Genomic DNA, 26,931 nt, shown 5'->3' on the forward strand with positions numbered 1-26,931 from the left:
GCCACGGTGGCGCGATTGTAGCGAAAAGCCGAGCATAATGCTCGGCCTTGCCGTCATCCCTAGAGCTGTTTACGACCTGGCGAGCTAGAACAAGATCGCGAATAAATTCGATCCATCGCATTTCCAGGGGGGATGCCTGGTCGACACCGGGCTGGCAAGTTTGTGTGCTTGTTGGGGGGGCCTGTTCCGAATAGCCGCGTTTTTGCTGATGTTTTTTGTTTCGCCCGCCCGGGCGAGTCACTTTTGACGGGCAAAAGTAACCAAAACCCTCCGCCCGGTCATCCGGCCCTGGCTTCGCCAGGGTTCGCTCACTCCATCGCCGCTCCAGAGGCCCGCCACGGTGGGCCATCCCTGGCCCATCGTGGCTTTCGCGACATCCATGTCGCTCAACCTCTTCCACGACGATTCCGTTCGCCCTCCTGGGCGGGCTCTGCACGCGCCTGAACCTCCGGTAACTCTTTGGGACTCTGCGTGCATGAACATGAGGTCAGCCTTGGGGCTGACCAGAATGCCGGCTGCAGGCCGGCGAGATGAAAGTACGCGAATGAACGTATTGGTTTAATTCGACAGCCACATCGCGACTTCACAGCCCCCAGAGCACGCAGGACTGACCTGGCATACCTGTCCGCTCAGGCGCGCGCATGGCACCTTCAGGAGGGTGAGTGGAATCGTTGCGTAGAGGGTTGAGCGGCATGGATGCCGCGAGAGCCGCGACTGGCCAGGGACGGCCCTTCGCGGCGTGCCCTCGGAGCAGCGATGGAGCGAACGAACCCCGGCGCAGCCGGGGCCGGATGGCGGGGCCAAGCCTTTTTGCCTTCTTTTGTGGCGTTTGACAAAAGAAGGTCGCCGGGGGGCGAAACGGGAGGCATCAGCTAAACACTGATAAGTAGCTAGAACACCGAAACCAACACACAAACTTGCCAGTCCGGTGTCAACCAGCTACTCCCCCTGAAAGTGCGAAGAACCTTAATACGCCCCCTAAGCAGCCACCACCTGCACCGGCACGCCATTGAGCACGGCATTGCCGGACAGTGCATCGAGCCGACGCTCGTCGGTCAGGTCGTTGGCACTGGCACCCGGTTGCGCACGGGCGATGTCCAGTTGCACGCCCGGACGGGCATGTCCCCAACCATGGGGCAGGCTGACCACACCGGCCATCACCTCGTCGCTGGCTGCCACCTCTACCTCGATGCTGCCGACCCGCGAACGTACCTGTACGCGCTGACCATCGGCCAGGCCACGACTGGCCAGATCGGCCGGGTTCATCAACAACTGATGGCGCGGCTTGCCCTTCACCAGGCGATGATAGTTGTGCATCCAGGAATTGTTGCTGCGCACATGGCGACGACCGATCAGCAATAGCTCATCGGCAGCCGACGCGGCCTGCTCGGCAAAACGCGCCAGATCGGCCAACAGCAGCTCGGGTGCAGCCTGCACCGCCTTGCTCGGAGTCTTCAGACGTGCCGCCAGGTTCGCCTGCAGCGGCCCCAGGTCGATACCGTGCGGCTGCTCGCGCAGCGCCGCCAGGCTGAGCTTGCGCTCGCTGCGATCACCATAGGGGCCGAAGCGCAGGCCCATGTCGATCATCTGCTCCGGGGCCAGGGTCGGTTTCAGCTCCAGACCGTTGTGCTTGGCGAAGGCCTGGGCCAGGCCGACGAAGATCTCCCAGTCGTGCAGGGCGCCCTCCGGCTTGGCCAGTACCGCCTCGTTGAAGCGGGTGACGTTGCGCACGGCCAGCAGGTTGAAGGTGGTGTCGTAGTGGTCGTGCTCCAGCGGCGCGGTCGGTGGCAGGATCAGGTCGGCATGGCGGGTGGTTTCGTTGATGTAGAAGTCCACCGCCAGCATGAAGTCCAGCCCCTCCAGCGCCTGCTCCAACTGCCGGCCGTTGGGTGTGGACAGCACCGGATTGCCGGCCACGGTGATCAAGGCACGCACCTGCCCCTCGCCAGGGGTGAGCATCTCTTCGGCCAGCGCCGCGACTGGCAGCTCGCCGCCGTACTCCGGCAACCCGGACACGCGACTCTGCCAGCGGTTGAAATGCCCGCCCGAAGTGCTCGCCACCAGATCCACCGCCGGCTGGGTGCAGAGCACGCCACCCGCGCGGTCGAGGTTGCCGCTGACCAGGTTGATCAACTGCACCAACCACTGGCACAGGGTACCGAAGGCCTGGGTGGAAACCCCCATGCGCCCGTAGCACACCGCCTTGTCGGCGGCGGCGAAGTCCCGTGCCAGTTGGCGGATTGTCTCCGTCGGCACCCCGCAGCGCGCGCTCATCGCCTCGGCATCGAAGGCTGCGATGGCTTCACGCACCTGCTCCAGCCCTTCGACCGGCAGGTGACCGGGGCGGGTCAGCCCCTCGTCGAACAGGGTGTTGAGCATACCCAGCAGCAAGGCGGCGTCACTGCCGGGACGCACGAACAGATGCTGGTCGGCGATCGCCGCGGTCTCGCTGCGCCGCGGGTCGACCACCACCAGCTTGCCACCACGGCCCTGGATGGCTTTCAGGCGTTTCTCCACGTCCGGCACGGTCATGATGCTGCCATTGGAGGCCAGCGGGTTGCCGCCGAGGATCAGCATGAAGTCGGTGTGATCGATATCGGGCACCGGGATCAGCAGACCATGGCCATACATCAGGTGGCTGGTGAGATGGTGCGGAAGCTGGTCGACCGAGGTGGCGGAGAAACGGTTGCGGGTCTTCAGCAGGCCGAGGAAGTAGTTGCTATGGGTCATCAGCCCATAGTTGTGCACGCTGGGGTTGCCCTGGTACACGGCCACCGCGTTCTGCCCATGAGCGGCCTGGATCGCGCTCAGACGCTCGGCGACCAGGGCGAAGGCGTCCTCCCAGGCAATGGCCTGCCATGTGTCGCCGATACGGCGCATGGGTTGGCGAATGCGGTCGGGGTCGTTCTGGATGTCTTGCAGCGCCACGGCCTTGGGGCAGATATGGCCACGGCTGAAGCTGTCCTGGGCGTCGCCCTTGATCGAGCGAATCTGCGTGCTGCCGTCAGGCTGGGTCGCGGTTTCGATGGCTAGGCCGCAGATGGCTTCGCACAGGTGGCATGCACGGTAATGGAGGGACTGGGTCATGGCCGGGCCTCTTGTTCTGATCCATGTCGACCATCGTGGTCGCAGGTCTGGAACTATGGGCCGGGCGAGACGACGACGCCAGCAGCGTTCGTCTCATGAATCGGCAGGCATCAAGCCTGCCGATTCAGACAGCTACCCTGACTATCCGAATTAACGGATGGAGGTCACGGTGCCTTTCTTGCCGGTAACGTTGACGTTAACGGTTTTGTACACGAAGTAATCCTGAACGTTCACTTCGTAACGCGGGGCGACGATCAGGTCGGCACCCGAGGCCTTGACTGCCTTGTAGGCAGCTGCGGACTTGGCGGAAGCAACCGGGTCGAGACCCAGCGCGAAACCACCCTCGCCACCACCGTAGGTCACGCCGTCGGCGAACTGGGTATCACCACCCAGCTTGAACACACCGAACAGGATGTTCACCGAAGATTGACCGGAGATGGGCTCGCCCACTTTCACGTCCGCCTTGAGGTTAGTCTCGACAGCGCCAGTCAGCGGAGCGGTCGGTTGGCTAACGTTCTGGCTGGCACAGCCAGTCAGCAGGGCGAGAGCGGAGAAAGCGGCGGCGTAGGCTACGTGTTTCATGCAAAACTCCTTTGCACAATATTTTCCATGGGAACCCCATTACGGGGGCAATGCATTGCCTTGGAAAGGCGGCGGCATCCTAGAAGGCCGATCTAGAGCGGCGCAAGCTTCAATGTCATTTTTGTGACAGGTCGCACAAGGGTTTAGGAAATAGCTTACAAAACAGCGATTTGTCCATTATGGGGCGGCAATTTGCGCCGCCTCGTCATTTCCTTATAAGATCGCGCCTTCCCCCTGTTTCGTCGCATCCTGCGGCCTCCTGCCGCAAGCTTCGCCGTTTTCAGCACTTATGCAGCGGCACCAGCTTGCGAACTGTAGTGATAAAGGTAGTTAACGATGAGCGTCAGACATTTTCTCTCGATGATGGATTACACACCGGACGAACTGGTGGGGTTGATCCGCCGAGGCATCGAGCTGAAGGATCTGCGCAATCGCGGCGTGCTGTTCGAGCCGCTGAAGAACCGCGTGCTGGGCATGATCTTCGAGAAGGCCTCGACCCGCACCCGCCTGTCGTTCGAGGCCGGCATGATCCAGCTCGGCGGCCAGGCCATCTTCCTCTCGCCGCGCGATACCCAACTGGGCCGCGGCGAGCCGATCGGCGACGCCGCCATCGTCATGTCGAGCATGCTCGATGCGGTGATGATCCGCACCTTCGCCCACAGCAACCTCACCGAGTTCGCCGCCAAGTCCAAGGTGCCGGTGATCAACGGCCTGTCCGATGACCTGCACCCCTGCCAGTTGCTGGCCGACATGCAGACCTTCTTCGAACACCGCGGCAGCATCGCCGGCAAGACGGTGGCCTGGATCGGCGACGGCAACAACATGTGCAATTCCTACATCGAGGCGGCGATGCAGTTCGACTTCCAGTTGCGCGTCGCCTGCCCCGAAGGTTACGAGCCCGATGCACGCTTCCTCGCCCTGGCCGGCGAGCGCGTGCAGGTGCTGCGTGATCCGCGCGAGGCCGTGGCCGGCGCCCATCTGGTCAGCACCGATGTATGGGCCTCCATGGGTCAGGAAGAAGAGGCCGAGCAGCGTCTGGCGCGCTTCCGCCCCTATCAGGTCACCCCGCAATTGCTCGACCTCGCCGCCGACAACGTGCTGTTCATGCACTGCCTGCCGGCGCACCGTGGCGAGGAAATCAGCGTCGACATGCTCGATGACCCACGCTCGGTGGCCTGGGATCAGGCCGAGAACCGCCTGCACGCGCAGAAGGCGCTGCTGGAACTGCTGGTCGAGCCGGCGTACCACCACGCATGAGCGCGCTGCTGCAGCTACGCGGGCTGAGCTGTGGCTACCAGGCGCACAAGGTGGTGCAGGCACTCGACCTGCACCTCAACGCCGGTGACATCGGCTGCCTGCTCGGCCCTTCAGGCTGCGGCAAGACCACCACCCTGCGCGCCATCGCCGGTTTCGAGCCGATCCTCAGCGGCGAGATCGAGCTAGGTGGCGAGGTCATCTCCCGCCCCGGCTTTACCCTGGCACCAGAGAAACGCCGCATCGGCATGGTGTTCCAGGACTACGCTCTGTTCCCCCATCTGAACGTGGCGCAGAATGTCACCTTCGGCATTCGCCAGCAGCCCGATGCCCAACGCATCACTGACGAGTTACTCGAACTGGTCAAGCTCGGCCACCTGGCCAAGCGCTACCCGCACGAGCTGTCCGGTGGTCAGCAACAGCGCGTCGCCCTGGCCCGTGCCCTGGCGCCTTCGCCACAACTGCTGCTGCTCGACGAGCCGTTCTCCAACCTCGATGGCGAACTGCGTCGGCGCCTCAGCCATGAGGTGCGCGAGATTCTCAAGGCACGCGGCACCAGCGCCATCCTGGTCACCCACGACCAGGAAGAAGCCTTCGCCGTCAGCGATCAGGTCGGCGTGTTCAAGAGCGGCCATCTGGAACAATGGGACACGCCGTTCAATCTCTATCACGAGCCGCTGACGCCCTTCGTCGCCAGCTTCATCGGCCAGGGCTACTTCATTCGCGGCCAGTTGCTCGCCCCGGACAGGGTACAGACCGAGCTGGGCGAGATCCGCGGCAACCGCGCCTACACCTGGGCACAGGGCAGCGCGGTGGACGTGCTGCTGCGCCCGGACGACATCGTGGCGGATCCGGATAGCGCGCTGCAGGCACGCATCGTCGGCAAGACCTTCCTCGGCGCCGCCACCCTCTACCGCCTGCAACTGCCCACCGGCACTCAGCTGGAATCGATATTCCCCAGCCATGCCGACCATCTGCCGGGGGACGAAGTGGGCATCCGCGTCGCCGCCGACCACCTGGTGGCCTTCCCGGCCCAGGGCAGCGTCGCCGCCCAGATCAGCCTTGGCGAATCCAGTGGCGTGCGCCGGGTCAGCAGCGACTGAACCTCAGACGAACAACCGACCGCTGGCGACATGCCGGGCCTGCCCGGCGATCTTCACCCGCTCGCCCTGCAGTTGGCAGTGCAGCTCGCCACCGCGCGCCGAGCACTGGAAAGCGCTGAAGCGATCACGTCCGAGCCGTTCTGCCCAGTAAGGCACCAGCATGCAGTGGGTCGAGCCGGTGACCGGGTCTTCATCGATGCCGATGGCCGGGGCGAAATAGCGCGAGACGAAATCGTGCCGCTCGCCCGGCGCACTGATCAGCACCCCCAGCCCAGGCAACGCCGCAAGAGCCGGCAGATTGGGCACGAAGGCGCGCACCTCGGCCTCGCTGGCCATTACCGCCATCAGCTCCTGCACGCTGCCATCCGGGTTGAGCAGCGCCCGCACCTCGCCAGCCGACTGCCCCAATGCCGCCTCGACATCGGCTCGTAACGCAGGCGTCACCGGCACGGTCGGGCGCACCGGGAAGTCCAGCTCCAGCCGCTCGCCCTGGCGGGTCACGCGCAACGGGCCGGACAGGCAGGTGAAATCCAGTACCTCGCCCGGCTCGTCATAGAGATCGAACAGCACCTTGGCCGTGGCCAGCGTGGCGTGACCGCACAATGGCACCTCGCTGCCGGGAGTGAACCAGCGGATATGCCAGACGCCCTCCTCCTTCACCACGAAAGCGGTTTCCGCGAGGTTGTGCTCGGCGGCGATGCACTGCATCAACGCCTCATCGAGCCAGGCGTCGAGGCGATAGACCATGGCCGGGTTGCCGGCGAAAGGCTGTGCGGTGAAGGCATCGACCTGATGGAATTCGAGGGGCATGACGGATGTCCTGGCTACTTGGGTAACCACGAGCATGCCGGCCCGAATCCTCCGCCACCAGACACAGTTGCAACCGAACAGTTGCCTCAGGCTTCGCTGCGCACTCGCTGCACGGCGTCCAGCCAACCTTCATAAAGTTGCCCCCGCTGCGCTTCGTCCATCTTCGGCTCGAAGCGCTGCTGGCGGTGCCAATGGCTGGCGATGGCATCCAGATCGGCATACAGGCCCAGTTGCAGACCGGCCAGGTAGGCCACACCGAGGGCCGTGGTTTCGGTCACCTCGGGGCGCTCGACGCTGACACCGAGGATGTCGGCGAGAAACTGCATGACCCAGTTGTTTTCCACCATGCCGCCATCCACACGCAGGGCGCTGGGCGCGGCGGCGCCGTCCTGGCGCATGGCTTCGAGCAGATCGCGGGTCTGGTAGCACACCGATTGCAGGCCGGCGGTGACGATCTCCTTGATGCCGGTATCGCGAGTCAGACCGAAGATCGCGCCACGCGCCTTGGGATCCCAATAAGGCGCCCCCAGCCCTGTGAACGCCGGTACCAGATACACACCACAGGCCTGGCCGGTCTGCTCGGCCAGCGCTTCGCTGTCGCGGGCATGGCTGATCAATTTGATACCGTCACGCAGCCACTGCACGGCAGCCCCGGCCACGAAGATGCTGCCTTCCACCGCGTAGGTGACCTTGCCGCCGAGGCGATAGCCGACGGTAGTGAGCAGACGATTCTTCGAGCTGACCGGCTCGCTGCCGGTGTTCTGGATCATGAAGCAGCCGGTGCCGTAGGTGCTCTTGACCATGCCCGGCTGGAAGCAGGCCTGGCCGATCAGCGCGGCCTGCTGGTCGCCGGCCATGCCCAGCACCGGAATGCTGGCGCCGAACAGCTCGGCGTCGGTGTGGCCGAACTCGGCGGCGCAATCGAGCACCTCGGGCAGCAGGCTGGCGGGAATCTCGAACAGCTTCAACAACTCTTCATCCCAGCGCTGCTCGTGGATGTTGAACATCAGCGTGCGCGAGGCATTGCTGGCATCGGTGCGGTGCACCTTGCCGCCGGTCAGACGCCACAGCAGGAAGCTGTCGACGGTACCGAAACGCAGCTCGCCGCGCTCGGCACGCTCACGGGCGCCAGGCACGTTTTCCAGGATCCAGCGCAGCTTGGTGGCGGAAAAGTAAGGGTCGATCAGCAGGCCGCTGTTGGCCGACACCAGCGCCTCGTGGCCTTCGGCCTTGAGCCGTGCACAGTAATCGGCGGTGCGCCGATCCTGCCAGACGATGGCCGGATGGATCGGCTCACCACTGGCGGCATCCCACACCAGGGTGGTTTCGCGCTGGTTGGTGATGCCGATGGCGGCGATCGCCTCGACAGGCAGGCCGCTGCTGGCGATGGCCTCCCGGCAGACCGCCAGGGTGGACGACCAGATTTCCTCGGCATCGTGCTCGACCCAGCCATCCCGGGGGAAATACTGGCGGAACTCCTGCTGCGCCCGCGCCACGGGGCGGCCCTCGGTGTCGAAGACGATGGCGCGGGAGCTGGTGGTGCCCTGGTCGATGGCTAACAGGTACTGAGACATGGCTTTTCCTTGTTGTTATGCATTCTTGCGCGCAGAACGCAGCATTTCGCTTGCAGCATCCCCATCGAACTGACGGGTGACTGCACGCAGACGGTTATCAGACCTTGCCGATGGCGGCAAAACTCCCCTGGGTGTGCTGCGCCAGCGTCTCGGCCGCCAGCTCCAACTCCAGCCCGCGCCGCCCCGCGCTGACATGAATGCTCGCATACTGGCGGGCGGACGCGTCGATGAAGGTGCGCAGGCGCTTCTTCTGGCCAAGCGGGCTGATGCCACCCACCAGGTAACCGGTCGCCCGCTGTGCGGCGGCCGGGTCGGCCATATCGGCCTTCTTCGCCCCGGCGGCGCTGGCCAGCGCCTTGAGATCGAGACTGCCGGTCACCGGCACCACCGCTACCAGCAACTCACCTTTCTCGGTCACCGCCAACAGCGTCTTGAACACCCGTTCCGGCGCCAGCCCCAGCTTTTCCGCCGCTTCCAGCCCATAGGAAGGAGCCTTGGGGTCATGCTGATAACTGAGCACACGGTGCTCGGCCTTGGCCTTCTTCAACAGATCGATCGCAGGAGTCATGTTCGGATGTGAAAATACAAAGAAAGATGCCTTACAGTAGCAGGCCGAAAACGCTCATCGCTACACCCTATAATGAGGAAACCTCACAGGAAGCGCTCATGAACCTCGCTCCCCGCCAGCACGACATCCTCAACCTCGCCCGCGAGCGCGGCTACGTCAGCATCGACGAACTGGCCCAGGCCTTCGCCGTGACCCCGCAGACCATCCGCCGCGACATCAACCAGCTTGCCGAACAGGGCCTGCTGCGCCGCACCCATGGCGGCGCCGCCTGCGAGGCCTCGAGCATTCAGAACACCGCCTACGGCATGCGTGCCGGGCAGATGCGCGACGAGAAGCAACGCATCGCCGAAGCCGTGGCGGCACAGATTCCCGACCATGCCTCGCTGTTCATCAACATCGGCACCACCACCGAGGCCATCGCCCGTGAATTGCAGAACCACAAGGGCCTGAAGATCATCACCAATAACCTGCACGTCGCCGCCCAGCTCAGCGCCAAGGCGGATTTCGAGGTGCTGGTGGCTGGCGGCACGGTGCGCGCCGATGGTGGCGTGGTCGGCCAGGCAGCGGTGGACTTCATCCAGCAGTTCAAGGTCGATTACGCCATCGTCGGCATCAGCGGCATCGACGAAGACGGCAGCCTGCTGGATTTCGACTATCAGGAAGTGCGCGTCTCCCAGGCCATCATCGACAACGCGCGGCAGGTCTTTCTCGCCGCCGACTCGAGCAAGTTCGGGCGTAACGCCGTGGTGCGCCTGGGTTCGATCAGCCTGGTCGACCGCGTGTTCACCGACAGTCAGCCCCCCGCTCCGGTGTTGCGCCTGCTGCAGGCCAACAAGGTGCACCTCGACCTGGTCTGAGACAGCAGGTCGACCGCTCGGCGCGAAAACGCACGAGCACCTGGCAAGTATGCGCACATTCGACTAGAGTATGTTCGGAAACGAACATAACCCAGTCGATTTCATGCCGAGTGTGCCGCCATGCCCCATGATCATCTCGCCAGTCCTGTTGCCGAAGTCTATGACCTCGCCGTCGTCGGCGGCGGTATCAACGGGGCTGGCATCGCCGCCGATGCCGCCGGACGCGGCCTGTCCGTGTTCCTGTGCGAGAAGGACGACCTGGCCAGCCATACCTCCTCGGCCAGCAGCAAATTGATCCATGGCGGCCTGCGCTATCTCGAACATCATGAATTTCGCCTGGTGCGCGAAGCCCTGGCCGAGCGTGAAGTACTGCTGGCCAAGGCGCCGCACATTGTCAGCCCGATGCGCTTCGTACTGCCGCACCGCCCGCACCTGCGTCCGGCCTGGATGATCCGCGCCGGCCTGTTCCTTTATGATCACCTCGGCAAGCGTGAGCGCCTGCCGGCCTCGCGCAGCCTGCGTTTCGGCGCGGGCAGCCCGCTCAAGGCGGATATCACCCGCGGCTTCGAGTATTCCGACTGCTGGGTCGACGATGCCCGCCTGGTGGTGCTCAACGCCATGGCCGCACGGGAAAAAGGCGCGCATATCCATCCGCGCACCCGCTGCGTCAGCGCCCGCCGCAGCAAGGGCCTGTGGCACATCCATCTGGAGCGTGCCGATGGCAGCCTGTTCTCGATTCGCGCACGCGGCCTGGTCAATGCCGCCGGCCCCTGGGTGGCACGTCTGCTGCGCGAAGACCTCAAGCAGGAATCGCCCTACGGCATCCGCCTGATCCAGGGCAGCCATATCGTGGTGCCCAAGCTGTTCGACGGCGAGCAGGCCTACATCCTGCAGAACGAGGATCGCCGCATCGTCTTCGCCATCCCTTACCTGCAGCGTTTCACCCTGATCGGCACCACCGACCGCGAATACCAGGGCGATCCGGCCAAGGTGGCGATCAGCGAAGAAGAAACCGACTACCTGCTCAAGGTGGTCAACGACCACTTTCGCAAGCAGCTCGTGCGCGGCGACGTGCTGCACAGCTTCGCCGGTGTGCGCCCCCTGTGCGACGACGAATCCGATGAACCTTCGGCGATCACCCGCGACTACACCCTGTCGCTGGCCGGTGCCCCTGGAGAGGCACCCTTGCTCTCGGTGTTCGGCGGCAAGCTCACCACCTACCGCAAACTGGCGGAATCGGCGATGGCACTCCTACAGCCGAGCTTTCCGCGCATGGGGCCGAGCTGGACGGCCGGCGCCCCCCTGCCCGGTGGCGAGGACATGGATGACGTTGCCAGCCTCACCGAACAACTGTGCAAACGCCATGGCTGGCTGCCCGCACCGCTGGCCCAGCGCTGGGCCAACAGCTATGGCAGCCGGGTATGGCGCCTGCTCGAAGGGGTCAACAACCTCACGGATCTGGGCGAACACCTGGGCGCCGGTCTTTACACCCGCGAAGTGGACTACCTGTGCCGCGAGGAATGGGCACGCAGCAGCAGCGACATCCTCTGGCGCCGCAGCAAGCTGGGGCTGTTCATGAGCAGCGCCCAGCAGCTACGCCTGCAACATTACCTGCAGCAACACCATCCTTCGGCCTACGCGGCCTGAGCTCGCCTGCGGGCCTCGTCCAGAGGCTTGCAGCCAAGTTGCTAAAAATATTTTCACAGCATCTCGGCATTCCCGTGCCAAGGAGCTGCCGTCGTTTATTTTTTATTATTTGAATTCAAGCGCTTGGCGTCTCGATGCAGATTCTAAACATTCTTATTAAGTTTAATTTTCGTTTAAAATTCAAATAGTTAGGTTTGACAGAGGATTGATCAAGGCTGAAAATCCAGCCCTATCGACAACTCGACATGCCTTGCAGGAGCGCCCATGAAAGGTGACAAGAAAGTTATCCAGCATTTGAACAAGATCCTCGGTAATGAGCTGGTCGCCATCAACCAGTACTTCCTGCATGCGCGCATGTACGAAGACTGGGGTCTGAAGAAGCTCGGCGAGCATGAGTACCACGAGTCCATCGACGAGATGAAGCATGCGGACAAGCTGATCAAGCGCATCCTCTTTCTCGAAGGCATTCCCAACCTGCAGGATCTGGGCAAGATCCTGATCGGTGAGAACACCAAGGAAATGCTCGAGTGCGACCTGAAGATCGAGCACAAGGCCCATGCCGACCTCAAGGCGGCCATCGCCTACTGCGAAAGCGCCGGCGACTACGCCAGCCGCGATCTGCTGGAAGACATCCTGGAGTCCGAGGAAGAGCATATCGACTGGCTGGAAACCCAGCTCGGCCTGATCGAAGCGGTCGGCCTGCAGAACTACCTGCAGTCGCAGATGGACGAATAAGTCTTATCCGCTGCAATGAACAAACGGGAGCCAGTGGCTCCCGTTTTTTATGGCGCTTTCCCAGCAGTCCGGCTTCGCAGGCTGCGCCGTGCGCATCGCCCCCGCCTTATTGGTGCTCACGGCGCACCCTACATTTCCCGCTCCTTGACCCTGAACCAGGCGGCGTAGAGGGCCGGCAGGAACAGCAGGGTCAACGCCGTGGCGACGATCAGCCCGCCCATGATGGCCACCGCCATGGGCCCGAAGAACACGCTGCGCGACAGCGGGATCATCGCCAGCACCGCCGCCAGGGCGGTCAACACGATGGGGCGGAAGCGCCGCACCGTGGCCTCGATGATGGCATGCCAGCGATCCAGCCCATGACTGATGTCCTGCTCGATCTGGTCGACCAGGATCACCGAGTTGCGCATGATCATGCCGGCCAGGGCGATGGTGCCGAGCATGGCGACGAAGCCGAACGGCTGGCGGAAGATCAGCAGGAACAGGGTCACCCCGATCAGCCCCAGCGGCGCGGTGAGAAACACCATGGCCGAGCGCGAGAAGCTGCGTAGCTGCAGCATCAGCAGGGTCAGCACCACCACGATGAACAGCGGCATACCGGCGTTGACCGACTTCTGTCCACGAGCCGAATCTTCCACCGTGCCCCCCACTTCCAGCAGGTAACCGCTGGGCAGCTCGGCGCGGATCGGTTCCAGGGTCGGCAGTATCTGCGCCGTCAGGCTGGCCGGCTGCTCCTTGCCATAGACATCGGCACGCACGGTAACGGTCGGCAGACGATTACGGTGCCAGATGATGCCTTCCTCGAAGCCATACTCCAGCGTCGCCACCTGTGACAGCGCCACGCTCTGGCCGCTGTCGGTGGGCACCGCCAGACTCGGCAACTGGCTGAGCGCCGTGCGCTCCTCCGGCGTGCCACGCTGCAGGATCTCGATCAGCTCGTTGTCCTCGCGGTATTGGCTGACGCTGGTGCCGGACAGCGAACCACGTAGGAAGCGCGACAGATCCGAGGTGTTGACCCCCAGCGCCCGGGCGCGATCCTGATCGATATCGAGGATCACCACCTTGCTCGGCTCCTGCCAGTCCAGGTGCACGTTGGCCACGTGCGGATTTTCCCGCACCTTGTCCGCCACCTGGCGCGCCAGCGCACGCACCTCGTCGATATGCTCACCGCTGACCCGGAACTGCACCGGATAGCCCACCGGAGGGCCATTTTCCAGACGGCTGACGCGGCTGCGCAGGCTAGGGAACTCGTCACCCATCACTTCGATCAGCCAGGTGCGCAGGCGCTCACGCTCCTCGATGCTGGAGGCCAGCACGACGAACTGGGCGAAGCTGGCGGCAGGCAACTGCTGATCCAGCGGCAGATAGAAGCGCGGCGAACCACTGCCCACGTAAGCCACGTAGTTGTCGATGCCGGATTGGCTCTGAAGCATTTTCTCCAGGCGTTTGACCTCGGCTTCGGTGGCCTTCAGCGAAGCGCCCTCCTCCAGCTTGATGTCCACCATCAGCTCCAGCCGCCCGGAGGCCGGGAAGAACTGCTGCGGCACGAAGCGAAACAGCAGGATGGAGGCCACGAACAAACCCAAAGTCAGCACGATCACCGTCTTGCGACGGCGCACGCACCACTCCACCAGCCTCCGCACCCGCCGGTAGAAGGGCGTGGCATAGGGGTCGTGCGCGCCATCGCCGCCATGCTTGGCCGCATGCAGCTTGGCCAGATCCGGCAGCAGCTTGTCGCCCAGATAGGGGACGAACATCACCGCGGCGATCCACGAGGCCACCAGGGAGATCACCACCACCTGGAAGATCGAGCGGGTGTATTCGCCGGTGCCCGATTGCGCCGTGGCGATGGGCAGAAAACCGGCCGCCGTGATCAGGGTCCCGGTGAGCATGGGAAAGGCGGTGCTGGTCCAGGCGAAACTGGCCGCCTTGAAGCGGTCATAGCCCTGTTCCATCTTGATCGCCATCATCTCCACCGCGATGATCGCATCGTCCACCAGCAACCCCAGGCCGAGCACCAGCGCGCCGAGGGAAATCTTGTGCAGGCCGATCCCCAAGTAGTACATGGCGGCGAAGGTCATCGCCAGCACCAGCGGAATCACCAGCGCCACCACCAGGCCGGTACGCAGGCCGAGGGAGAAGAAGCTGACCAGCAGGACGATGGTCAGGGCCTCCACCAGCACCTTGACGAACTCGCCCACACCGGTTTTCACCGCTGCCGGCTGATCCGACACCTTGCGCAGCTCCATGCCCAGCGGCAAAGTCTGCTGCAGGCGAGCGAACTCACCCTCCAGTGCCTTGCCCAGCACCAGGATGTCGCCGCCGTCCTTCATCGATACGGCAATGCCGATGGCATCCTCACCCATGAAGCGCATGCGCGGTGCAGGCGGGTCGTTGAAGCCGCGTTTGACCTCCGCCACGTCGCTGATACGGAAGGTGCGATCGCCCACGCGGATGGGGAAACTGCGAATCTCCTCCACCGACTCGAAGCGCCCCGTGACGCGAAGCTGAATGCGCTCGCTGGCAGTCTCGAAGAAGCCGGCAGGCGCCACCGCATTCTGCGCTTCCAGCGCCTGCTGCACCGCTGCCAGGGGCAGGCCCAGGGTAGCCAGCTTGGTGTTGGACAGTTCGATCCAGATCTTCTCGTCCTGCAGGCCGACCAGCTCCACCTTGCCCACGTCCTTGACCCGCTGCAATTGCAACTGGATGCGGTCGGCATAATCCTTGAGCACTGCGTAATCGAAGCCACTGCCGGTCAGCGCGTAGATGTTGCCGAAGGTGGTGCCGAATTCATCGTTGAAGAATGGCCCCTGAATGCCGACTGGCAGGGTATGGCGGATATCGCTGATCTTCTTGCGCACCTGATACCAAAGCTCGGGAATCTCGGCGCTGCGCATCGAGTCGCGGGCCATGAAGGTAACCTGCGACTCCCCCGGCCGCGAGAAACTGACGATGCGGTCGTACTCGCCGGTTTCCATCAGTTTCTTCTCGATACGCTCGGTGACCTGACGTGCCACCTCTTCGGCACTGGCACCCGGCCAGTTGGTGCGAATCACCATGGCCTTGAACGTGAAGGGTGGATCCTCGCTCTGCCCCAGCTTGGTGTAGGAAATACCACCGACTATGGCCAGCAGCAGCATGATATAGAGCACGATCTCGCGGTGGCGCAACGCCCAGGCAGACAGGTTGAAGCTCATCGGCTTACTCCTTGGCGGCCATGTCGACGTTGCGATTGTCACGATCGACCGGGCGTACCTGCTGCCCCTCACGCAGCATGTGCACGCCGGCAGCCACGACCCAATCGCTGGCGCTCAGCCCTTCGAGCACCGGCACCTGGTTGTCGCCATAGGCGCCCACACGCACCGCCCGCCGTTCCACCTTGTGCTCGGCAGATGTGACCACCCAGACGTAGGGCTGATCCTGCTCGGCGCTCAGGGCAGACAGCGGCACGGCCAGCGGCACCAAGCCGTCGCTGGCGATGAACACCCGCGCACTCTGGCCCAGTTCGGCCGGTATATCGCCTTCGGCGAAGGCCACTCGCGCGGCGAAGGTACGCGACTGCGGATCGGCCGCCGGTGCCATCTCGCGAATGCGCCCGGGGAAGCGCCGCCCCGGCTGTGACCACAGCTCCACCTCGACGCTCTGGCCGAGCTGGAAGCGGCCGAAATTATGCTCGGGCAGGCTGATCGCCACTTCACGCTCACCATCGGCTGCCAGAGTGAACACGCCCTGCCCGGCCGCCACCACCTGCCCGACTTCGAGCATGCGCCGCGCGATCACCCCGTCCTGCGGAGCGCGCAGCACGGTGTAGTCGGTCTGATTGCGCGCCACATCGTATTCGGCCCGCACCTGCTTGAGTCGCGCTTCGGCAGAACGGAACTGGTTGTCGAGATTGTCGTATTGCGAGCGGCTGACCAGGTTGCGTGCCAGCAACGCCTTGTAACGTTCACGCTCGGCACGCAGGGTCTGCAGATTGGCCTCGGCCGCCGCCACCTGGGCCCGTGAGGCCTGCAGTTGCAGACGCACATCCTGCGGATCCAGTTCGGCCAGTGGCTGATCGCGCTTGACCCGATCACCGACGTCCACCAGGCGCTTGCTCACCTTGCCAGCGATACGGAAAGCCAGTTCAGGCTCCAGGCGGGCGCGTACCTCCCCTGGGTAGCTGTCGACCAGGGCGGCGGCTGGCTGGGGGTGTACTACCATGGCAGGGCGGATGGACAGCTCGTTCTGCTCGCCGTTACCACAGGCAGAAAGCAGGACGGAAAGACCCAGGGACGCAAGGAGTGCGATGACATGGCGGGACATGATGACGACCTTTCAAAGAAGGTTTGGAATATTTGTACTGCCGAGTATAGTAGAAATAGCAAACTCACCAGTCCAGTATTAAAAGCCATCAATGCCTGACAAGTTGTTACAGCCTTCCGGCCCCGGCCGCCCCAAGGATCCCGCCAAGCGCCGCGCCATTCTCGACGCCGCCAAGACGCTGTTCCTGCGCCATGGCTACGACGGCAGCAGCATGGATGCCATCGCCAACGAAGCCGGGGTTTCCAAGCTCACGGTGTACAACCATTTCACCGACAAGGAGACGCTGTTCTCCGCTGCGATCAAGGCCAAGTGCGAAGAGCAACTGCCCGAGCTGTTGTTCAAGCTGCCGGATGACGTGCCGCTGGAAAAACAGCTACTCGAGATTGGCCGTGGCTTCCTCGCGCTGGTCAACAGCCGCGAGTCGGTAGAAATGCATCGCATGATGGTCAACCTGGCCAGCCAGGGCTCGAAGCTGGCGCAGATGTTCTACGAAGCCGGCCCCCTGCGCATTCAGGAAGAGATGGAACTGTTGCTGGGCAAAGCCGCACAGCGCGGTCTGCTGGCCATCGACGACCCGCAACGCGCGGCCGATCATTTCTTCTGTCTGCTCAAGGGCGGCGCGCATTTCCGCCTGCTGATCGGTTGTGGCGAACCGCTGCAAGGCAAGGCCGCCGAGCTGCACATGAACGACGCGGTGCAGCTCTTCCTGCGCGCCTATCGGCCAGGATCCGGCGCGCAGTAACGAGACGCCATTCGAGACTCAGGCTTCCAGCTTCTTCTTCGGATAGATGTCATAACGGCTGGATTTACCTTCCAGCACATAGCCTGGCTTGCTGCCCTCGATGGCCGGCGCCTTGCGCGGGCGCTTGACCACCACCCGATGACTGGCCAGGGCCAGGGCGGCCTGCAGCAATGCCGGGGCATCCAGATCATCGCCGACGAAGGGACGGAACAGGCGCATCTCCTTCTTCACCAGGGCGCTCTTGTCGCGGTGCGGGAACATCGGGTCTAGGTAGATCACCTGCGGCGCCTCCCCCTGCCAGGCCTGCATCAGTTCGATGGCATTGCCGGTGAGTAGGCGCATGCGCGCTACGATGGGCGCCACCTCGAGATTCAGGGCGGCACGCTGCAGGCCGTCTTCCAGCAAGGCCGCGACCAGCGGCTGACGCTCGATCAGGGTCATCTCGCAACCGAGGCTGGCGAGAACGAAGGCATCGCGGCCGAGCCCGGCCGTGGCATCGAGCGTGCGCGGGCGAATGCCCGGCTGCAGCCCCACGGCCTTGGCGATCATCTGCCCGCTGCCACCGCCGAACTGACGGCGATGCGCCGCCGCCCCCTCGACGAAGTCCACACGCACCGGCCCTGGCGCCTTGTCGCCGAGCTCCACCAATTGCAACCCTTCTTCACCCAGTTGCAGGGCGTATTCGCTGTCACCGCTCTGCGCCAGGCCCAGGCGTGTGGCCCACTGCGCGGCCGCTGCGGCGTACTGGGGATGCAAGGCGTGCATGCGGATGCTGGCGTTGTGCCGCTCGTCGGTCATTGGCTCATTCTGCTCAAGAATCACTCAAAGCATCGGCGACTCGGCCGATATCGAAGAGGTGACATTCTGCCAGAGCCGGCCAACGACAGCCGCATCGAGTGTGATCATGTTTGACGCTCTCTCCGCTCCACGCCCCAGCAGCCTCCCTGCCAGCCCGCGCCCAGCGGACGATACGCTCGACAGCGCCACGCGCGAGTCCGTCGATTACCAGATACTGCGCCGTACCCTGGGTATCGAAGATCAGCAGACGCCTGGCGACATCACCCGCGAGCTGCGTCAGAAGGACGAGCCGCCAGCCGTGTCCAGCGCTGCCGAGGCGCTCAGCCAGGCCGTGGTCGAGCAGCGCGGCCTGGAGCTGGAGGTCAGGGTCGAGCAGACACCCCAACAGGTCGACCCGCTGGTGCTGGATCTGGCGGGCAATGGTTTCTCCACCAGTGGCCTGGATCGCCCGCTACGTTTCGACCTTGATGCCGATGGCCGCCAGGATTCGATCAGCGCCCCTGTCGGCGACGACGCCTTGTTGGCCCTGGATCGCAATGGCAACGGGCACATCGATGACGGCCGCGAGCTGTTCGGCGACCAGCACGGCGCAGCCAACGGTTTTGCCGAGCTAGCCCGCTTCGACGACAACGGCGATGGCCGTATCGATACCGCCGATGCCATGTTCGACAGGCTGCGCCTGCTGCGTTTCGATGCTCAGGGTCGACAACAACTGCAGACACTGGGCGAGGCCGGCGTCAGCGCCATCGACCTGCGTCCACGGAATGTGAATATCGCCCTCGGTGCTTACGATCAGATCGCCCAGTTGGGCCAGTTCGAGTTCGCCGATGGGCGCAGCGGCCAGGCGGCCGACCTGCTGTTGGCCAAGCGCTAGTCGCGCCACATCGACATGCGCGTAGGGTGCGCCATGCGCTCCGGGAATGCCGCAGCACTTGCCGAGCACGCAAGCCCCCTAGCAGGCCGTTGAAAAACGTAGGCGAAGACTGCAGGGATGCAGGAGGTAGAGCAACGCAGGAAGCCAAAGCCGAGTTAGTTTTTTAGGTGCTTCGCGGAATCTCGGGGAAATCAGTATTGATACCGGACTGGCAAGTTTGTGTTGGCTTGCTGGTTGTTCTTGTGTCTGTTCCAGTTTGCCGCGTTTTTGCTGATGTTTTTGGTTTCGCCCTCCCGGGCGAGTCACTTTTGGGGCAAAAGTAACCAAAACCTCCGCCCTTTCATCCGGCCCTGGCTACGCCAGGGTTCGTTCGCTCCATCGCCGTTCCAGAGGCCCGCCGCGGTGGGCCATCCCTGGCCCTTCGCGGCGGGCCCTCGGAGTAACGATGGAATGAACGAACCCCGGCGTAGCCGGGGCCGGATGGCGGGGCCAAGCCTTTTTGCCTTCTTTTGTGGCGTTTGACAAAAGAAGGTCGCCGGGGGGCGAAACAGGAGCTATCAACTAAACGCCGATAAGCAGCTTGAACACCGAAAACAACACACAAACTTGCCAGTCCGGTCTCAACCACGCATTCCCCCTGAAAATGCGATGAACCAGTTCTTAGAGGTGCCCGCTAGCGGCACATCCGCCACATGCCCATGTCCACGTGAAAATGATCACGGTGGGCGGCGTTGTAGTCCGGCCCCAGGGTGATGTTGAAGCTGTCGCAGGCTGCCTCATGAACCCGGCGCAGAAAGCGTGCCTTGTCGCCCTGCCCCGACCAGTCATGCAGCACGCTGATGCGTCGGCCATCGCGCAGGCGGAAGCCGACGATGTCCAACGCGTTGGCGTAGGAGTGCTGGCTGGGCCGTTGGCTGCCGGCGATGCTGCGGCAGGCGAAGCTGCCGATATGCTCCAGGCGCGCTACCGGCTGGCCGAACACCTCACGGGCGGCGGGCTGCAGACCATGGCGCTCGAACAGGGCGAAACTCACGGCCAGGGGACAGGTAGCCATGAAACTGCTGTTCAGACCGATGCCGGCGCCCTGAATGCGCACGGCGTTTTCCACCGGGCACCCAGGCCGCGGCGTGCTATCGCCCAGGCGGGTGAAGCGCAGGTCGGAGCTGGCCAGGGCCTGATCACACAAGGCGCGATCCTCTTTCAGACGCCAGAGCTTGAAGCCGGTTAGCAGGTTAGGCGCCTCACGCACGTCCAGGGGTGCCCAGGGATTGAAACGCGGCGCTACCTCCAACCAGCCGCGCCATAACGCTAGCAGCACGAGAGCACTCGACAGCAGTGCAAGCAGAAACAAACGACCGATCTTCCCTGTTCGCATGAGCGCTCCCGTCATAACAGCCCGAGCTGCTCCAGCTCCGGCTCGGTGTGCAATGCCGGCAACTCGGCCAGACCGGGCAGGCGTTGGCTCAACTGCTCATGAAAACGTCGCGCCAGCTCCGGCGCCAAACGGTTGTCCGAGGTATGGGCGAAGACATATGGACGCAATCCCTGCTCGATCCAGCCGGCCACCTTGTCCAACCAGGGCTGCATGAAAGGGTCGTTGGCCAGCAGCTCCGGGTGGCCGATGAAACGCAGTTGCGGACTGCCGCTGAAGGCCGTGGGGCGGGTCGGCAGGCGCGGCTTCTTGGCCTGGGCATGCAGCACCGCTGGCGTCTGCTCGGTGCAGCTAAACAGCGCCCGTGAATCCAGGCAGATACGCTCGATACCACGTGCTTGCAGCAGGCGATTGAGTGCTCGCTCGGCCTCGCCCTTGGCGAAGAACTCCGGGTGGCGCACCTCGATGGCCAGCGCCGTATCGCCCCAGGCCTCGATGAACGCCGCCAGCTCGGCCAGGCGCGGCGGCCCGAAGCTGGCTGGCAGTTGCAACCAGTAAGGCGCCACCCGCTCGCCCAGTGGTGCCAGCAACTGGCGAAAATCCGCGCTGGCTTCGAGTTGCAGGCAGAGATCGTCGCTGTGGCTGATATCGCGCGGCAGCTTGGCGCAGAAGCGAAAGTGCGTCGGCATGGCAAGTGCCCAGCGCGCCACGGTCTGTTCGCTGGGGCGGGCATAGAAGGTGGTGTTGCCCTCGACGGCATTGAACACCTGGGTGTAGCGGGCAAGAAAATCCACCGGCCGGGTGTCGGCGGGATAGAGCGTGGCGCGCCAGGCGGCCTCACTCCAGGACGGACAGCCGAGGAAATAGGGGAGCGCCGCAGTCATGCCAGCCGGAAGCGCATCGCAGACGCTCAGGCGTAGAGGTCGAGCCCGAGCACTTCCTGCGCGTCGGATTCGTTGGCATAGGTGGCGGTGGTGCTGTAGCTGGCCAACGCCTGGGCGACGCGGTCGCTGAGACGCGGCTGGGCGTAGGTGGCGCTCTGCTCACGGCTCGGCAGGCTGTCGCTGTTGGCGCTACTGGCCTGCACGCGACGAATCTGCGGCTGCTGTTCCAGCCCCTGGCTGCTCGACGGTGCCGCCGGTTGCTCACGCTGAACCTCGATCTCCCGCTGCGCCTCGCGATAGGGCGTGACCGCGGTGCCCGAACGGGGGCCTCGATCTGGCGAGTAGGAAGGTAGGTAACCGTCGATGCGCATCTAGGAAGTGCTCGGGGGCTCGGCTGAACAGTGGGCAATGCTGGCAATGTAGCGGTGAGTGCCGGCCTTGGCAAATGCCAAGGGGATCTTGACGCCAGGCATCCGACCAGTTGTCATGCCGGCGGTGCTTTCGGCGTGGCCACCTGGTCCCGCAGGTACACCGGCTGCGCCTGATCGGCTGGCAACGCTTCGCCGCGCGCCCAGGCGAAACGCGCCAGGCTCAACAGGTCTTCGGCATGGGGCAGCAGGCTGCCATCCTGGGCCGAAGGCTGCAGGGCGATACGTGCGGCATGGGTGCCCCAGCCGGTGCCTGCACCGAACCAGTCGGCGCTGATCCCGCGCGGCGCCTCGGCCTGCTCCGGCGGCAGCACCGCCTCCTGGCCGAGCAGGCGCATCTCGCCCTGCTCTTCGCCATAGCAGCCCCAGTACACCTCATCCATGCGCGCATCGATGGCCGCCGCCACATGCCGTGCGCCCTGCTCACGAAAAGCGCGCTGCGCCAGCACGGCCAGGTTGGATACCGGCAATACGGGGCGGTCGAGGGCGAAGGCCAGCCCCTGCACCACGCCGATGGCGATGCGCACCCCGGTGAAGGCCCCCGGGCCACGGCCGAAGGCGATGGCATCGAGGGCGTTAGCGGCAATACCAGCCTCGCCCAGCAACTGCTGGATCATCGGCAGCAGACGCTGCGCGTGCAGGCGCGGCGCCACTTCGTAGTGACTGAGCACGCGCCCCTGGTGCAACAGGGCAACGGAGCAGGCTTCGGTGGCGGTATCCAGGGCCAGGAGAGTGGTCATCGGTTTCGTATGGCTGCAGAAAAAGAGCCGGCATTAGACCGGCTCGGCGTTTTTTTTTCCAGCCCGCAGGGCGTGAGCGGCAGCCGCAGACGGCTGTCGGCCAGGCGTTACCAGGGCTGAATTTCCATCTTGGCGTCCCAGGGTTTGAGCTGCGCCTTGGACCAGGTGCCATAGCCCGCGTTGGGGAAAACGATCCACTCGGTGCCCCATTTGCCGGCCTCTTCGGCGACGGTCTTGCGCTGCGCATCGAGCGGCGTCTTGCGAAAACGCGCATCGAAATCGTGCAGGGTGTCACCGAGCAGCAGCACGATCTGGTGATCGGCGCTGACCAGGGCACGGCGCTCCACCTTGGGCGGGCCAAGCAGCAGCACGCTGTCTGCGGACACCTGCGGCAAGCCCAGTTTCTTCAGGGTGGCCAGGGTGTAGGACTTCTGTTCGTCGGAACGATCGGAGATGTAGCGGATGGTCACACCCAGCTTGTCGGCATGCTCGAGGAATTGCTTCGAGCCGGGAATCAGCGCCGGCGTGCCTTCACGCTCCCAGGGCAGCCAGGTGTCCCAGGCGTCGTACTGGTGACAGTTGCTCAGGTCGCGCGCCAGCAGCGCGCTGTTGTCGATCACGGTTTCGTCCAGGTCGGTGACGATGGCCAGCTTGGACGGATCCTTGGCGGCCGCCACGGCCTTGTCCAGCTTCTCCGTGGCGATGTTGTAGGCCTGCAGTTGCAGTGCCTGGATCTCCGCCGACTGCTGCTGGAAACGCAGGCCCATGGTGAATTCGGCCACGGGGCAATCCGGCTTGGCAGCTTCGTCGGCCTGCACGCTGGCCAGGCTCAGCAGCGATATGGCCAGTCCTAGCCAGATAGGACGACCTTTGCATGTCTCGCTCATCGAATGTCCTCTTTCAGGGGGAAGATGACCCAGGCCATATACCCAAGGGTCGAAGGATCAGCGTAGCGAGGCTCAGCGATACGAGCCAGGCCGGCATGCGCAGCAGAAACGACAAAGGCCCGAAACGGGCCTTTGCGCAAGGGAGCTTGCTCCCCCTGGGAGCCGGACTCAGGCCAGGGCGGCGAGGGTCTTCTCGGTGATCTGCTCGACGCTGCCGACACCCGGAACGTGGGTGTATTTGGGCGTGCCGGTTTCGGCGGCGAGCTTCTGGTAGAAGTCCACCAGCGGCTTGGTCTGCGAATGGTAGACGGACAGGCGATGACGCACGGTCTCTTCCTTGTCGTCTTCACGCTGCACCAGCTCCTCGCCGGTGACGTCGTCCTTGCCAGCCACTTTCGGCGGGTTGTATTCGGTGTGGTAGACGCGGCCGGAAGCCGGGTGCACACGGCGACCGGACAGGCGCTTGACGATCTCTTCGTCGTCCACGGCGATCTCCACCACGTGATCCAGAGCGACGCCAGCGTCACGCAGGGCTTCGGCCTGCGGAATGGTGCGCGGGAAGCCATCGAAGAGGAAGCCATTGGCGCAATCGGGCTGAGCGATGCGCTCCTTCACCAGGTTGATGATCAGGTCATCGGAGACCAGACCGCCGGCATCCATCACGCTCTTGGCCTTGAGCCCCAGCTCGGTACCGGCCTTGACCGCTGCGCGCAGCATGTCGCCGGTGGAGATTTGCGGAATACCGAACTTCTCGGTGATGTAGCGAGCCTGGGTACCTTTGCCGGCACCGGGCGCCCCCAGCAGAATCACGCGCATCGATGTGCTCCTCAAGATTTGTGTAGTGATCGTCGGACTCGCCTCGTGGGGCCAATCTCTGGAAAGGTCTGCGGCAGCCGTAGCGGCCAAAAGGCTGCCCAAGATACACAGCGCTCCGTTGCTGCACAAGCAGCCAAAAGTCGGATAAATCCCCTACTCCTGGCGGCATGAAGCGGCCGTTACCCACCTCGCACAGCCTGCTTTCACACCTTCAGCCAGTGTTACGCAAGCCGGCGGCAATGCCTGCCACGCTGACCAGCAGCGCCTGCTCCAGAGGGCTCTCCGGCGCTTGTTCGCGCTGCCGGCAACGGGCCAGCAACTCGGCCTGCAGGACGTGCAGCGGGTCGAGATAGGTGTTGCGCACGCTGATCGACTGCAGGGTCTGCGGGCTATGGGCGAGCAGCCTGGACTGGCTGGTCACTTCGAGTACGGCGGAGCAGGCCTGCGACAATAGGTCGCGTAATTGCGCGCCCAGCGGGCGCAGGTTCGCCTCCACCAGACGCTGGTCATACAGCTCGGCGATGGCCAGATCGGCCTTGGTCAGCACCATTTCCAGCATGTCGATGCGGGTGCGGAAGAACGGCCAGCGCTCGCGCATCTCCCTCAGCAGATCGCCCTCGCCCTGGCTCAACGCCTGCCCCAGGGCACGTTCCCAGCCGAGCCAGGCCGGCAGCATCAGACGGGTCTGCGTCCAGGCGAAGATCCACGGGATGGCACGCAGGCTTTCCACGCCGCCGGCACGCCGCTTGGCCGGACGACTACCCAGCGGCAAGCGCCCGAGTTCCTGCTCCGGCGTGGCCTGGTGGAAATAGTCGACGAACTGCGGATGCTCGCGCACCACGCTGCGGTAAGCCGTCACGCCATCCTCGGCCAGACGATCCATCATCGCCCGCCAGGCGGGTTCCGGCGCCGGTGGTGGCAACAGCGTCGCTTCCAGCACGGCAGCCAGGTAGAGGTTGAGGTTGTGCACCGCGATATCCGGCAGGCCGAACTTGAAGCGGATCATTTCCCCCTGCTCGGTGGTGCGGAAGCGCCCCGCCACCGAGCCCGGCGGTTGCGACAGGATCGCCGCGTGAGCCGGGCCGCCGCCACGCCCCACGGTGCCACCGCGGCCATGGAACAGCAGCAGCTCGACCTGATGCTCGCGGCACAGGCGCACCAGTTCCTCCTGCGCCCGATACTGCGCCCAGGCCGCCGCCGTGGTGCCGGCATCCTTGGCCGAGTCGGAGTAGCCGATCATCACTTCCTGCGGGCCATGCAGGCGTGCACGGTAGCCGGGCAACTGCAGCAGGCGGTCGATCACCGGGCCGGCGTGATCCAGGTCGGTGAGGGTCTCGAACAGGGGTACCACACGCATCGGCCGGCGCAACCCGGCCTCCTTGAGCAGCAGTTGCACCGCCAGCACGTCGGAGGCGGCGCCAGCCATGGAAATCACGTAGGAGCCCAGCGAGGCAGCCGGTGCAACCGCCACCTCGCGGCAGGTGGCGAGCACTTCGGCGGTGTCCGCACTGGGTCGGTAGTCGCTCGGCAGCAAGGGCCGGCGACTGCCCAGTTCGCGTTGCAGGAAGGTCAGGCGGGTGTCCTCGTCCCACTCGGCATAACGCCCCAGGCCGAGGTATTCGGTGATCTCGGACATCGCTGCGGCATGCCGCGCGGCATCCTGGCGCACGTCCAGACGCACCAGGAACAGACCGAAGGTGGCGGCGCGGCGCAGGCAGTCGAGCAAGGGGCCATCGGCGATCACGCCCATGCCGCACTCGTGCAGCGAGTGGTAGCAAAGCTGCAAGGGCTCCAGCAGTTCCTGGTTGTCATGCAGCACCGCATTGGGCGCCGGCACCTCGGCAGCCAGCGAGTCATGCGCCCACTGACGGGTGGCGCGCAGGCGCTCGCGTACCTGCTTGAGCAAGGCCCGATAAGGCTCGGCGACATCGCCGACCCGAGCCTTCAAGGCCGCGCTGGCCTGCTGCATGGAGAGTTCGGCAGCCAGGCTGTCGACATCGCGCAGATAAAGGTCGGCCGCCATCCAGCGCGCCAGCAGCAGCACTTCGCGGGTGACGCTGGCGGTGACGTTGGGATTGCCGTCGCGGTCGCCGCCCATCCACGAGGCGAAGCGAATCGGCGCCGCGCTCAGCGGCAGGCGCAGGCCGGTGGCAGCCTGCAGGCTGCGATCGACGCCACGCAGGAATTGCGGCACGGCATGCCACAGCGAATGCTCGATGACGGCGAAGCCCCACTTCGCCTCGTCCACCGGGGTCGGCCGGCTACGGCGAATCTCCTCGGTGTGCCAGGCCTCGGCGATCAGCCGGCGCAGGCGCTCGACCACGGCCTCGCGTTCACGTGGCAACAGGTCGTCATGATCCAGCGCCGCCAGTTGCGCGGCGATGGCATCGTATTTCTGGATCAGGGTACGCCGCGCCACTTCGGTGGGGTGCGCGGTGAGCACCAGTTCGATGTCCAGCCGGGCGAGTTGCCGGGCCAGCTCGTCGGCATCCTGGCCGGCGCCGCACAAACGCGCCAGCAGCTCATCGAGCACCACGGCCTCGAACGGCTCCTCTTCATCCGCTCGGCGGCGCCGCACCTGATGTTGCTGCTCGGCGATGTTGGCCAGGTTGAGGAACTGGTTGAAGGCCCGCGCCACCGGTAGCAACTCCTCTTCGCCGAGCCCGGCCAGGGTCGCCCCCAGGCGCTCCGAGTCGCCACTGCGATCGGCCTTGGCACTGTGGCGGATGGCTTCGATCTTCTCGACGAAGGCATCACCATGCTGTTGACGAATGGTTTCGCCGAGCAGCTCGCCCAGCAGATGCACGTCCTTGCGCAAGCGCAGATCGATATCGGTCATCAAGCCTTCCCCCGCCGGTGGCAACGATT

At 64.4% G+C, this 26,931-nt stretch carries 22 protein-coding genes; 7 read left to right on the forward strand and 15 right to left on the reverse strand.

Annotated features, from left to right (window positions below; translation table 11 throughout):
- Window positions 1–978: 978 nt before the first annotated feature.
- Window positions 979–3,087, reverse strand: a complete 2,109-nt coding sequence (locus tag OU800_RS17675) for a molybdopterin oxidoreductase family protein (protein ID WP_268178639.1) — start codon at window positions 3,085–3,087, stop codon at window positions 979–981.
- A gap of 150 nt (window positions 3,088–3,237) precedes the next feature.
- Window positions 3,238–3,669 (reverse strand): hypothetical protein, encoded by a 432-nt coding sequence (locus tag OU800_RS17680; protein WP_268178640.1) that lies wholly within the window; start codon window positions 3,667–3,669, stop codon window positions 3,238–3,240.
- A gap of 336 nt (window positions 3,670–4,005) precedes the next feature.
- Between OU800_RS17680 and argF the strand changes: the two genes are divergently transcribed.
- Together argF and OU800_RS17690 are read left to right on the forward strand one after the other, a co-directional pair.
- On the forward strand, window positions 4,006–4,926 hold the full coding sequence (gene argF / locus OU800_RS17685; RefSeq protein WP_268178641.1) for an ornithine carbamoyltransferase: 921 nt from the start codon (window positions 4,006–4,008) through the stop codon (window positions 4,924–4,926).
- Window positions 4,923–6,026, forward strand: coding sequence for an ABC transporter ATP-binding protein (locus OU800_RS17690; protein ID WP_268178642.1), 1,104 nt, complete (start codon window positions 4,923–4,925; stop codon window positions 6,024–6,026). Before argF ends, OU800_RS17690 begins: the two co-directional genes overlap by 4 nt.
- Before the next feature lie 3 nt (window positions 6,027–6,029).
- Here OU800_RS17690 and OU800_RS17695 read toward each other — a convergent pair whose 3' ends face one another.
- The 3 genes from OU800_RS17695 to ybaK form a co-directional block, all read right to left on the reverse strand.
- A complete protein-coding gene (locus OU800_RS17695) occupies window positions 6,030–6,836 on the reverse strand; it encodes a PhzF family phenazine biosynthesis protein (RefSeq protein WP_268178643.1) in 807 nt (268 codons plus the stop codon).
- Between the two features lie 86 nt (window positions 6,837–6,922).
- Complete coding sequence (gene glpK, locus OU800_RS17700; protein ID WP_268178644.1) at window positions 6,923–8,410, reverse strand: glycerol kinase GlpK; 1,488 nt, start codon at window positions 8,408–8,410, stop codon at window positions 6,923–6,925.
- Window positions 8,411–8,507: 97 nt separating this feature from the next.
- The gene (gene ybaK, locus OU800_RS17705; RefSeq protein WP_268178645.1) at window positions 8,508–8,978 is read right to left on the reverse strand and encodes a Cys-tRNA(Pro) deacylase; all 471 of its coding nucleotides are present in this window, start codon (window positions 8,976–8,978) and stop codon (window positions 8,508–8,510) included.
- Window positions 8,979–9,076: 98 nt separating this feature from the next.
- Here ybaK and OU800_RS17710 point away from each other — a divergent pair, with 98 nt between their 5' ends.
- The 3 genes from OU800_RS17710 to bfr all read left to right on the forward strand — a co-directional run bounded on the left by OU800_RS17710 (window position 9,077) and on the right by bfr (window position 12,217).
- Window positions 9,077–9,835, forward strand: coding sequence for a DeoR/GlpR family DNA-binding transcription regulator (locus OU800_RS17710; protein ID WP_268178646.1), 759 nt, complete (start codon window positions 9,077–9,079; stop codon window positions 9,833–9,835).
- Between the two features lie 120 nt (window positions 9,836–9,955).
- Window positions 9,956–11,482, forward strand: a complete 1,527-nt coding sequence (gene glpD / locus OU800_RS17715; protein ID WP_268178647.1) for a glycerol-3-phosphate dehydrogenase — start codon at window positions 9,956–9,958, stop codon at window positions 11,480–11,482.
- A gap of 264 nt (window positions 11,483–11,746) precedes the next feature.
- Window positions 11,747–12,217 carry a bacterioferritin gene (bfr, locus tag OU800_RS17720; protein WP_268178648.1) on the forward strand — a complete coding sequence of 157 codons (471 nt, stop codon included), beginning with the start codon at window positions 11,747–11,749 and terminating at the stop codon, window positions 12,215–12,217.
- Window positions 12,218–12,345: 128 nt separating this feature from the next.
- Here the strand turns inward: bfr and OU800_RS17725 are convergent, their stop codons facing one another.
- Together OU800_RS17725 and OU800_RS17730 are read right to left on the reverse strand one after the other, a co-directional pair.
- Entirely contained in the window at window positions 12,346–15,414 is a 3,069-nt protein-coding gene (locus tag OU800_RS17725; protein ID WP_268178649.1) for an efflux RND transporter permease subunit, read from the reverse strand.
- Window positions 15,415–15,418: 4 nt separating this feature from the next.
- Window positions 15,419–16,522 (reverse strand): efflux RND transporter periplasmic adaptor subunit, encoded by a 1,104-nt coding sequence (locus OU800_RS17730; RefSeq protein ID WP_268178650.1) that lies wholly within the window; start codon window positions 16,520–16,522, stop codon window positions 15,419–15,421.
- Between the two features lie 91 nt (window positions 16,523–16,613).
- Between OU800_RS17730 and OU800_RS17735 the strand changes: the two genes are divergently transcribed.
- Entirely contained in the window at window positions 16,614–17,264 is a 651-nt protein-coding gene (locus OU800_RS17735; protein ID WP_268178651.1) for a TetR/AcrR family transcriptional regulator, read from the forward strand.
- A gap of 18 nt (window positions 17,265–17,282) precedes the next feature.
- On the opposite strand, the gene OU800_RS17740 is transcribed toward OU800_RS17735, so the two are convergent.
- Window positions 17,283–18,029, reverse strand: coding sequence for a class I SAM-dependent methyltransferase (locus OU800_RS17740; protein WP_442964788.1), 747 nt, complete (start codon window positions 18,027–18,029; stop codon window positions 17,283–17,285).
- 139 nt (window positions 18,030–18,168) lie between these two features.
- Here OU800_RS17740 and OU800_RS17745 point away from each other — a divergent pair, with 139 nt between their 5' ends.
- Complete coding sequence (locus OU800_RS17745; RefSeq protein WP_268178653.1) at window positions 18,169–18,936, forward strand: hypothetical protein; 768 nt, start codon at window positions 18,169–18,171, stop codon at window positions 18,934–18,936.
- A 673-nt stretch (window positions 18,937–19,609) separates the two neighbouring features.
- Here the strand turns inward: OU800_RS17745 and OU800_RS17750 are convergent.
- From OU800_RS17750 to ppc, 7 genes are all read right to left on the reverse strand, one after another.
- Complete coding sequence (locus OU800_RS17750; protein WP_268178655.1) at window positions 19,610–20,311, reverse strand: extensin-like domain-containing protein; 702 nt, start codon at window positions 20,309–20,311, stop codon at window positions 19,610–19,612.
- An 11-nt stretch (window positions 20,312–20,322) separates the two neighbouring features.
- Window positions 20,323–21,192, reverse strand: a complete 870-nt coding sequence (locus tag OU800_RS17755; RefSeq protein ID WP_268178656.1) for a DUF72 domain-containing protein — start codon at window positions 21,190–21,192, stop codon at window positions 20,323–20,325.
- Between the two features lie 26 nt (window positions 21,193–21,218).
- Window positions 21,219–21,563 carry a hypothetical protein gene (locus OU800_RS17760; protein WP_268178657.1) on the reverse strand — a complete coding sequence of 115 codons (345 nt, stop codon included), beginning with the start codon at window positions 21,561–21,563 and terminating at the stop codon, window positions 21,219–21,221.
- Window positions 21,564–21,676: 113 nt separating this feature from the next.
- Complete coding sequence (tsaB, locus tag OU800_RS17765; protein ID WP_268178658.1) at window positions 21,677–22,360, reverse strand: tRNA (adenosine(37)-N6)-threonylcarbamoyltransferase complex dimerization subunit type 1 TsaB; 684 nt, start codon at window positions 22,358–22,360, stop codon at window positions 21,677–21,679.
- Between the two features lie 107 nt (window positions 22,361–22,467).
- Entirely contained in the window at window positions 22,468–23,247 is a 780-nt protein-coding gene (locus OU800_RS17770) for a 5'-nucleotidase, lipoprotein e(P4) family (RefSeq protein WP_268178659.1), read from the reverse strand.
- Window positions 23,248–23,415: 168 nt separating this feature from the next.
- Window positions 23,416–24,063, reverse strand: coding sequence for an adenylate kinase (gene adk, locus OU800_RS17775; protein WP_268178660.1), 648 nt, complete (start codon window positions 24,061–24,063; stop codon window positions 23,416–23,418).
- Between the two features lie 211 nt (window positions 24,064–24,274).
- Window positions 24,275–26,902, reverse strand: a complete 2,628-nt coding sequence (ppc, locus tag OU800_RS17780; protein ID WP_268178661.1) for a phosphoenolpyruvate carboxylase — start codon at window positions 26,900–26,902, stop codon at window positions 24,275–24,277.
- Window positions 26,903–26,931 lie beyond the last annotated feature (29 nt).

Origin of the sequence: Pseudomonas sp. GOM7 (assembly GCF_026723825.1) — a bacterium.
In the GTDB taxonomy this organism is placed as follows: domain Bacteria; phylum Pseudomonadota; class Gammaproteobacteria; order Pseudomonadales; family Pseudomonadaceae; genus Aquipseudomonas.

Coding starts and splice junctions, on each gene's coding strand:
- OU800_RS17725 (WP_268178649.1), bottom strand. CDS start 15,414: ATGAGCTTCAACCTGTCTGCCTGGGCGTTGCGCCACCGCGAGATCGTG.
- ppc (WP_268178661.1), bottom strand. CDS start 26,902: ATGACCGATATCGATCTGCGCTTGCGCAAGGACGTGCATCTGCTGGGC.
- OU800_RS17760 (WP_268178657.1), bottom strand. CDS start 21,563: ATGCGCATCGACGGTTACCTACCTTCCTACTCGCCAGATCGAGGCCCC.
- OU800_RS17735 (WP_268178651.1), top strand. CDS start 16,614: ATGCCTGACAAGTTGTTACAGCCTTCCGGCCCCGGCCGCCCCAAGGAT.
- tsaB (WP_268178658.1), bottom strand. CDS start 22,360: ATGACCACTCTCCTGGCCCTGGATACCGCCACCGAAGCCTGCTCCGTT.
- OU800_RS17695 (WP_268178643.1), bottom strand. CDS start 6,836: ATGCCCCTCGAATTCCATCAGGTCGATGCCTTCACCGCACAGCCTTTC.
- OU800_RS17750 (WP_268178655.1), bottom strand. CDS start 20,311: ATGCGAACAGGGAAGATCGGTCGTTTGTTTCTGCTTGCACTGCTGTCG.
- OU800_RS17710 (WP_268178646.1), top strand. CDS start 9,077: ATGAACCTCGCTCCCCGCCAGCACGACATCCTCAACCTCGCCCGCGAG.
- OU800_RS17730 (WP_268178650.1), bottom strand. CDS start 16,522: ATGTCCCGCCATGTCATCGCACTCCTTGCGTCCCTGGGTCTTTCCGTC.
- argF (WP_268178641.1), top strand. CDS start 4,006: ATGAGCGTCAGACATTTTCTCTCGATGATGGATTACACACCGGACGAA.
- OU800_RS17745 (WP_268178653.1), top strand. CDS start 18,169: ATGTTTGACGCTCTCTCCGCTCCACGCCCCAGCAGCCTCCCTGCCAGC.
- OU800_RS17755 (WP_268178656.1), bottom strand. CDS start 21,192: ATGACTGCGGCGCTCCCCTATTTCCTCGGCTGTCCGTCCTGGAGTGAG.
- ybaK (WP_268178645.1), bottom strand. CDS start 8,978: ATGACTCCTGCGATCGATCTGTTGAAGAAGGCCAAGGCCGAGCACCGT.
- bfr (WP_268178648.1), top strand. CDS start 11,747: ATGAAAGGTGACAAGAAAGTTATCCAGCATTTGAACAAGATCCTCGGT.
- adk (WP_268178660.1), bottom strand. CDS start 24,063: ATGCGCGTGATTCTGCTGGGGGCGCCCGGTGCCGGCAAAGGTACCCAG.
- OU800_RS17680 (WP_268178640.1), bottom strand. CDS start 3,669: ATGAAACACGTAGCCTACGCCGCCGCTTTCTCCGCTCTCGCCCTGCTG.
- OU800_RS17740 (WP_442964788.1), bottom strand. CDS start 18,029: ATGCACGCCTTGCATCCCCAGTACGCCGCAGCGGCCGCGCAGTGGGCC.
- glpK (WP_268178644.1), bottom strand. CDS start 8,410: ATGTCTCAGTACCTGTTAGCCATCGACCAGGGCACCACCAGCTCCCGC.
- OU800_RS17770 (WP_268178659.1), bottom strand. CDS start 23,247: ATGAGCGAGACATGCAAAGGTCGTCCTATCTGGCTAGGACTGGCCATA.
- glpD (WP_268178647.1), top strand. CDS start 9,956: ATGCCCCATGATCATCTCGCCAGTCCTGTTGCCGAAGTCTATGACCTC.
- OU800_RS17675 (WP_268178639.1), bottom strand. CDS start 3,087: ATGACCCAGTCCCTCCATTACCGTGCATGCCACCTGTGCGAAGCCATC.
- OU800_RS17690 (WP_268178642.1), top strand. CDS start 4,923: ATGAGCGCGCTGCTGCAGCTACGCGGGCTGAGCTGTGGCTACCAGGCG.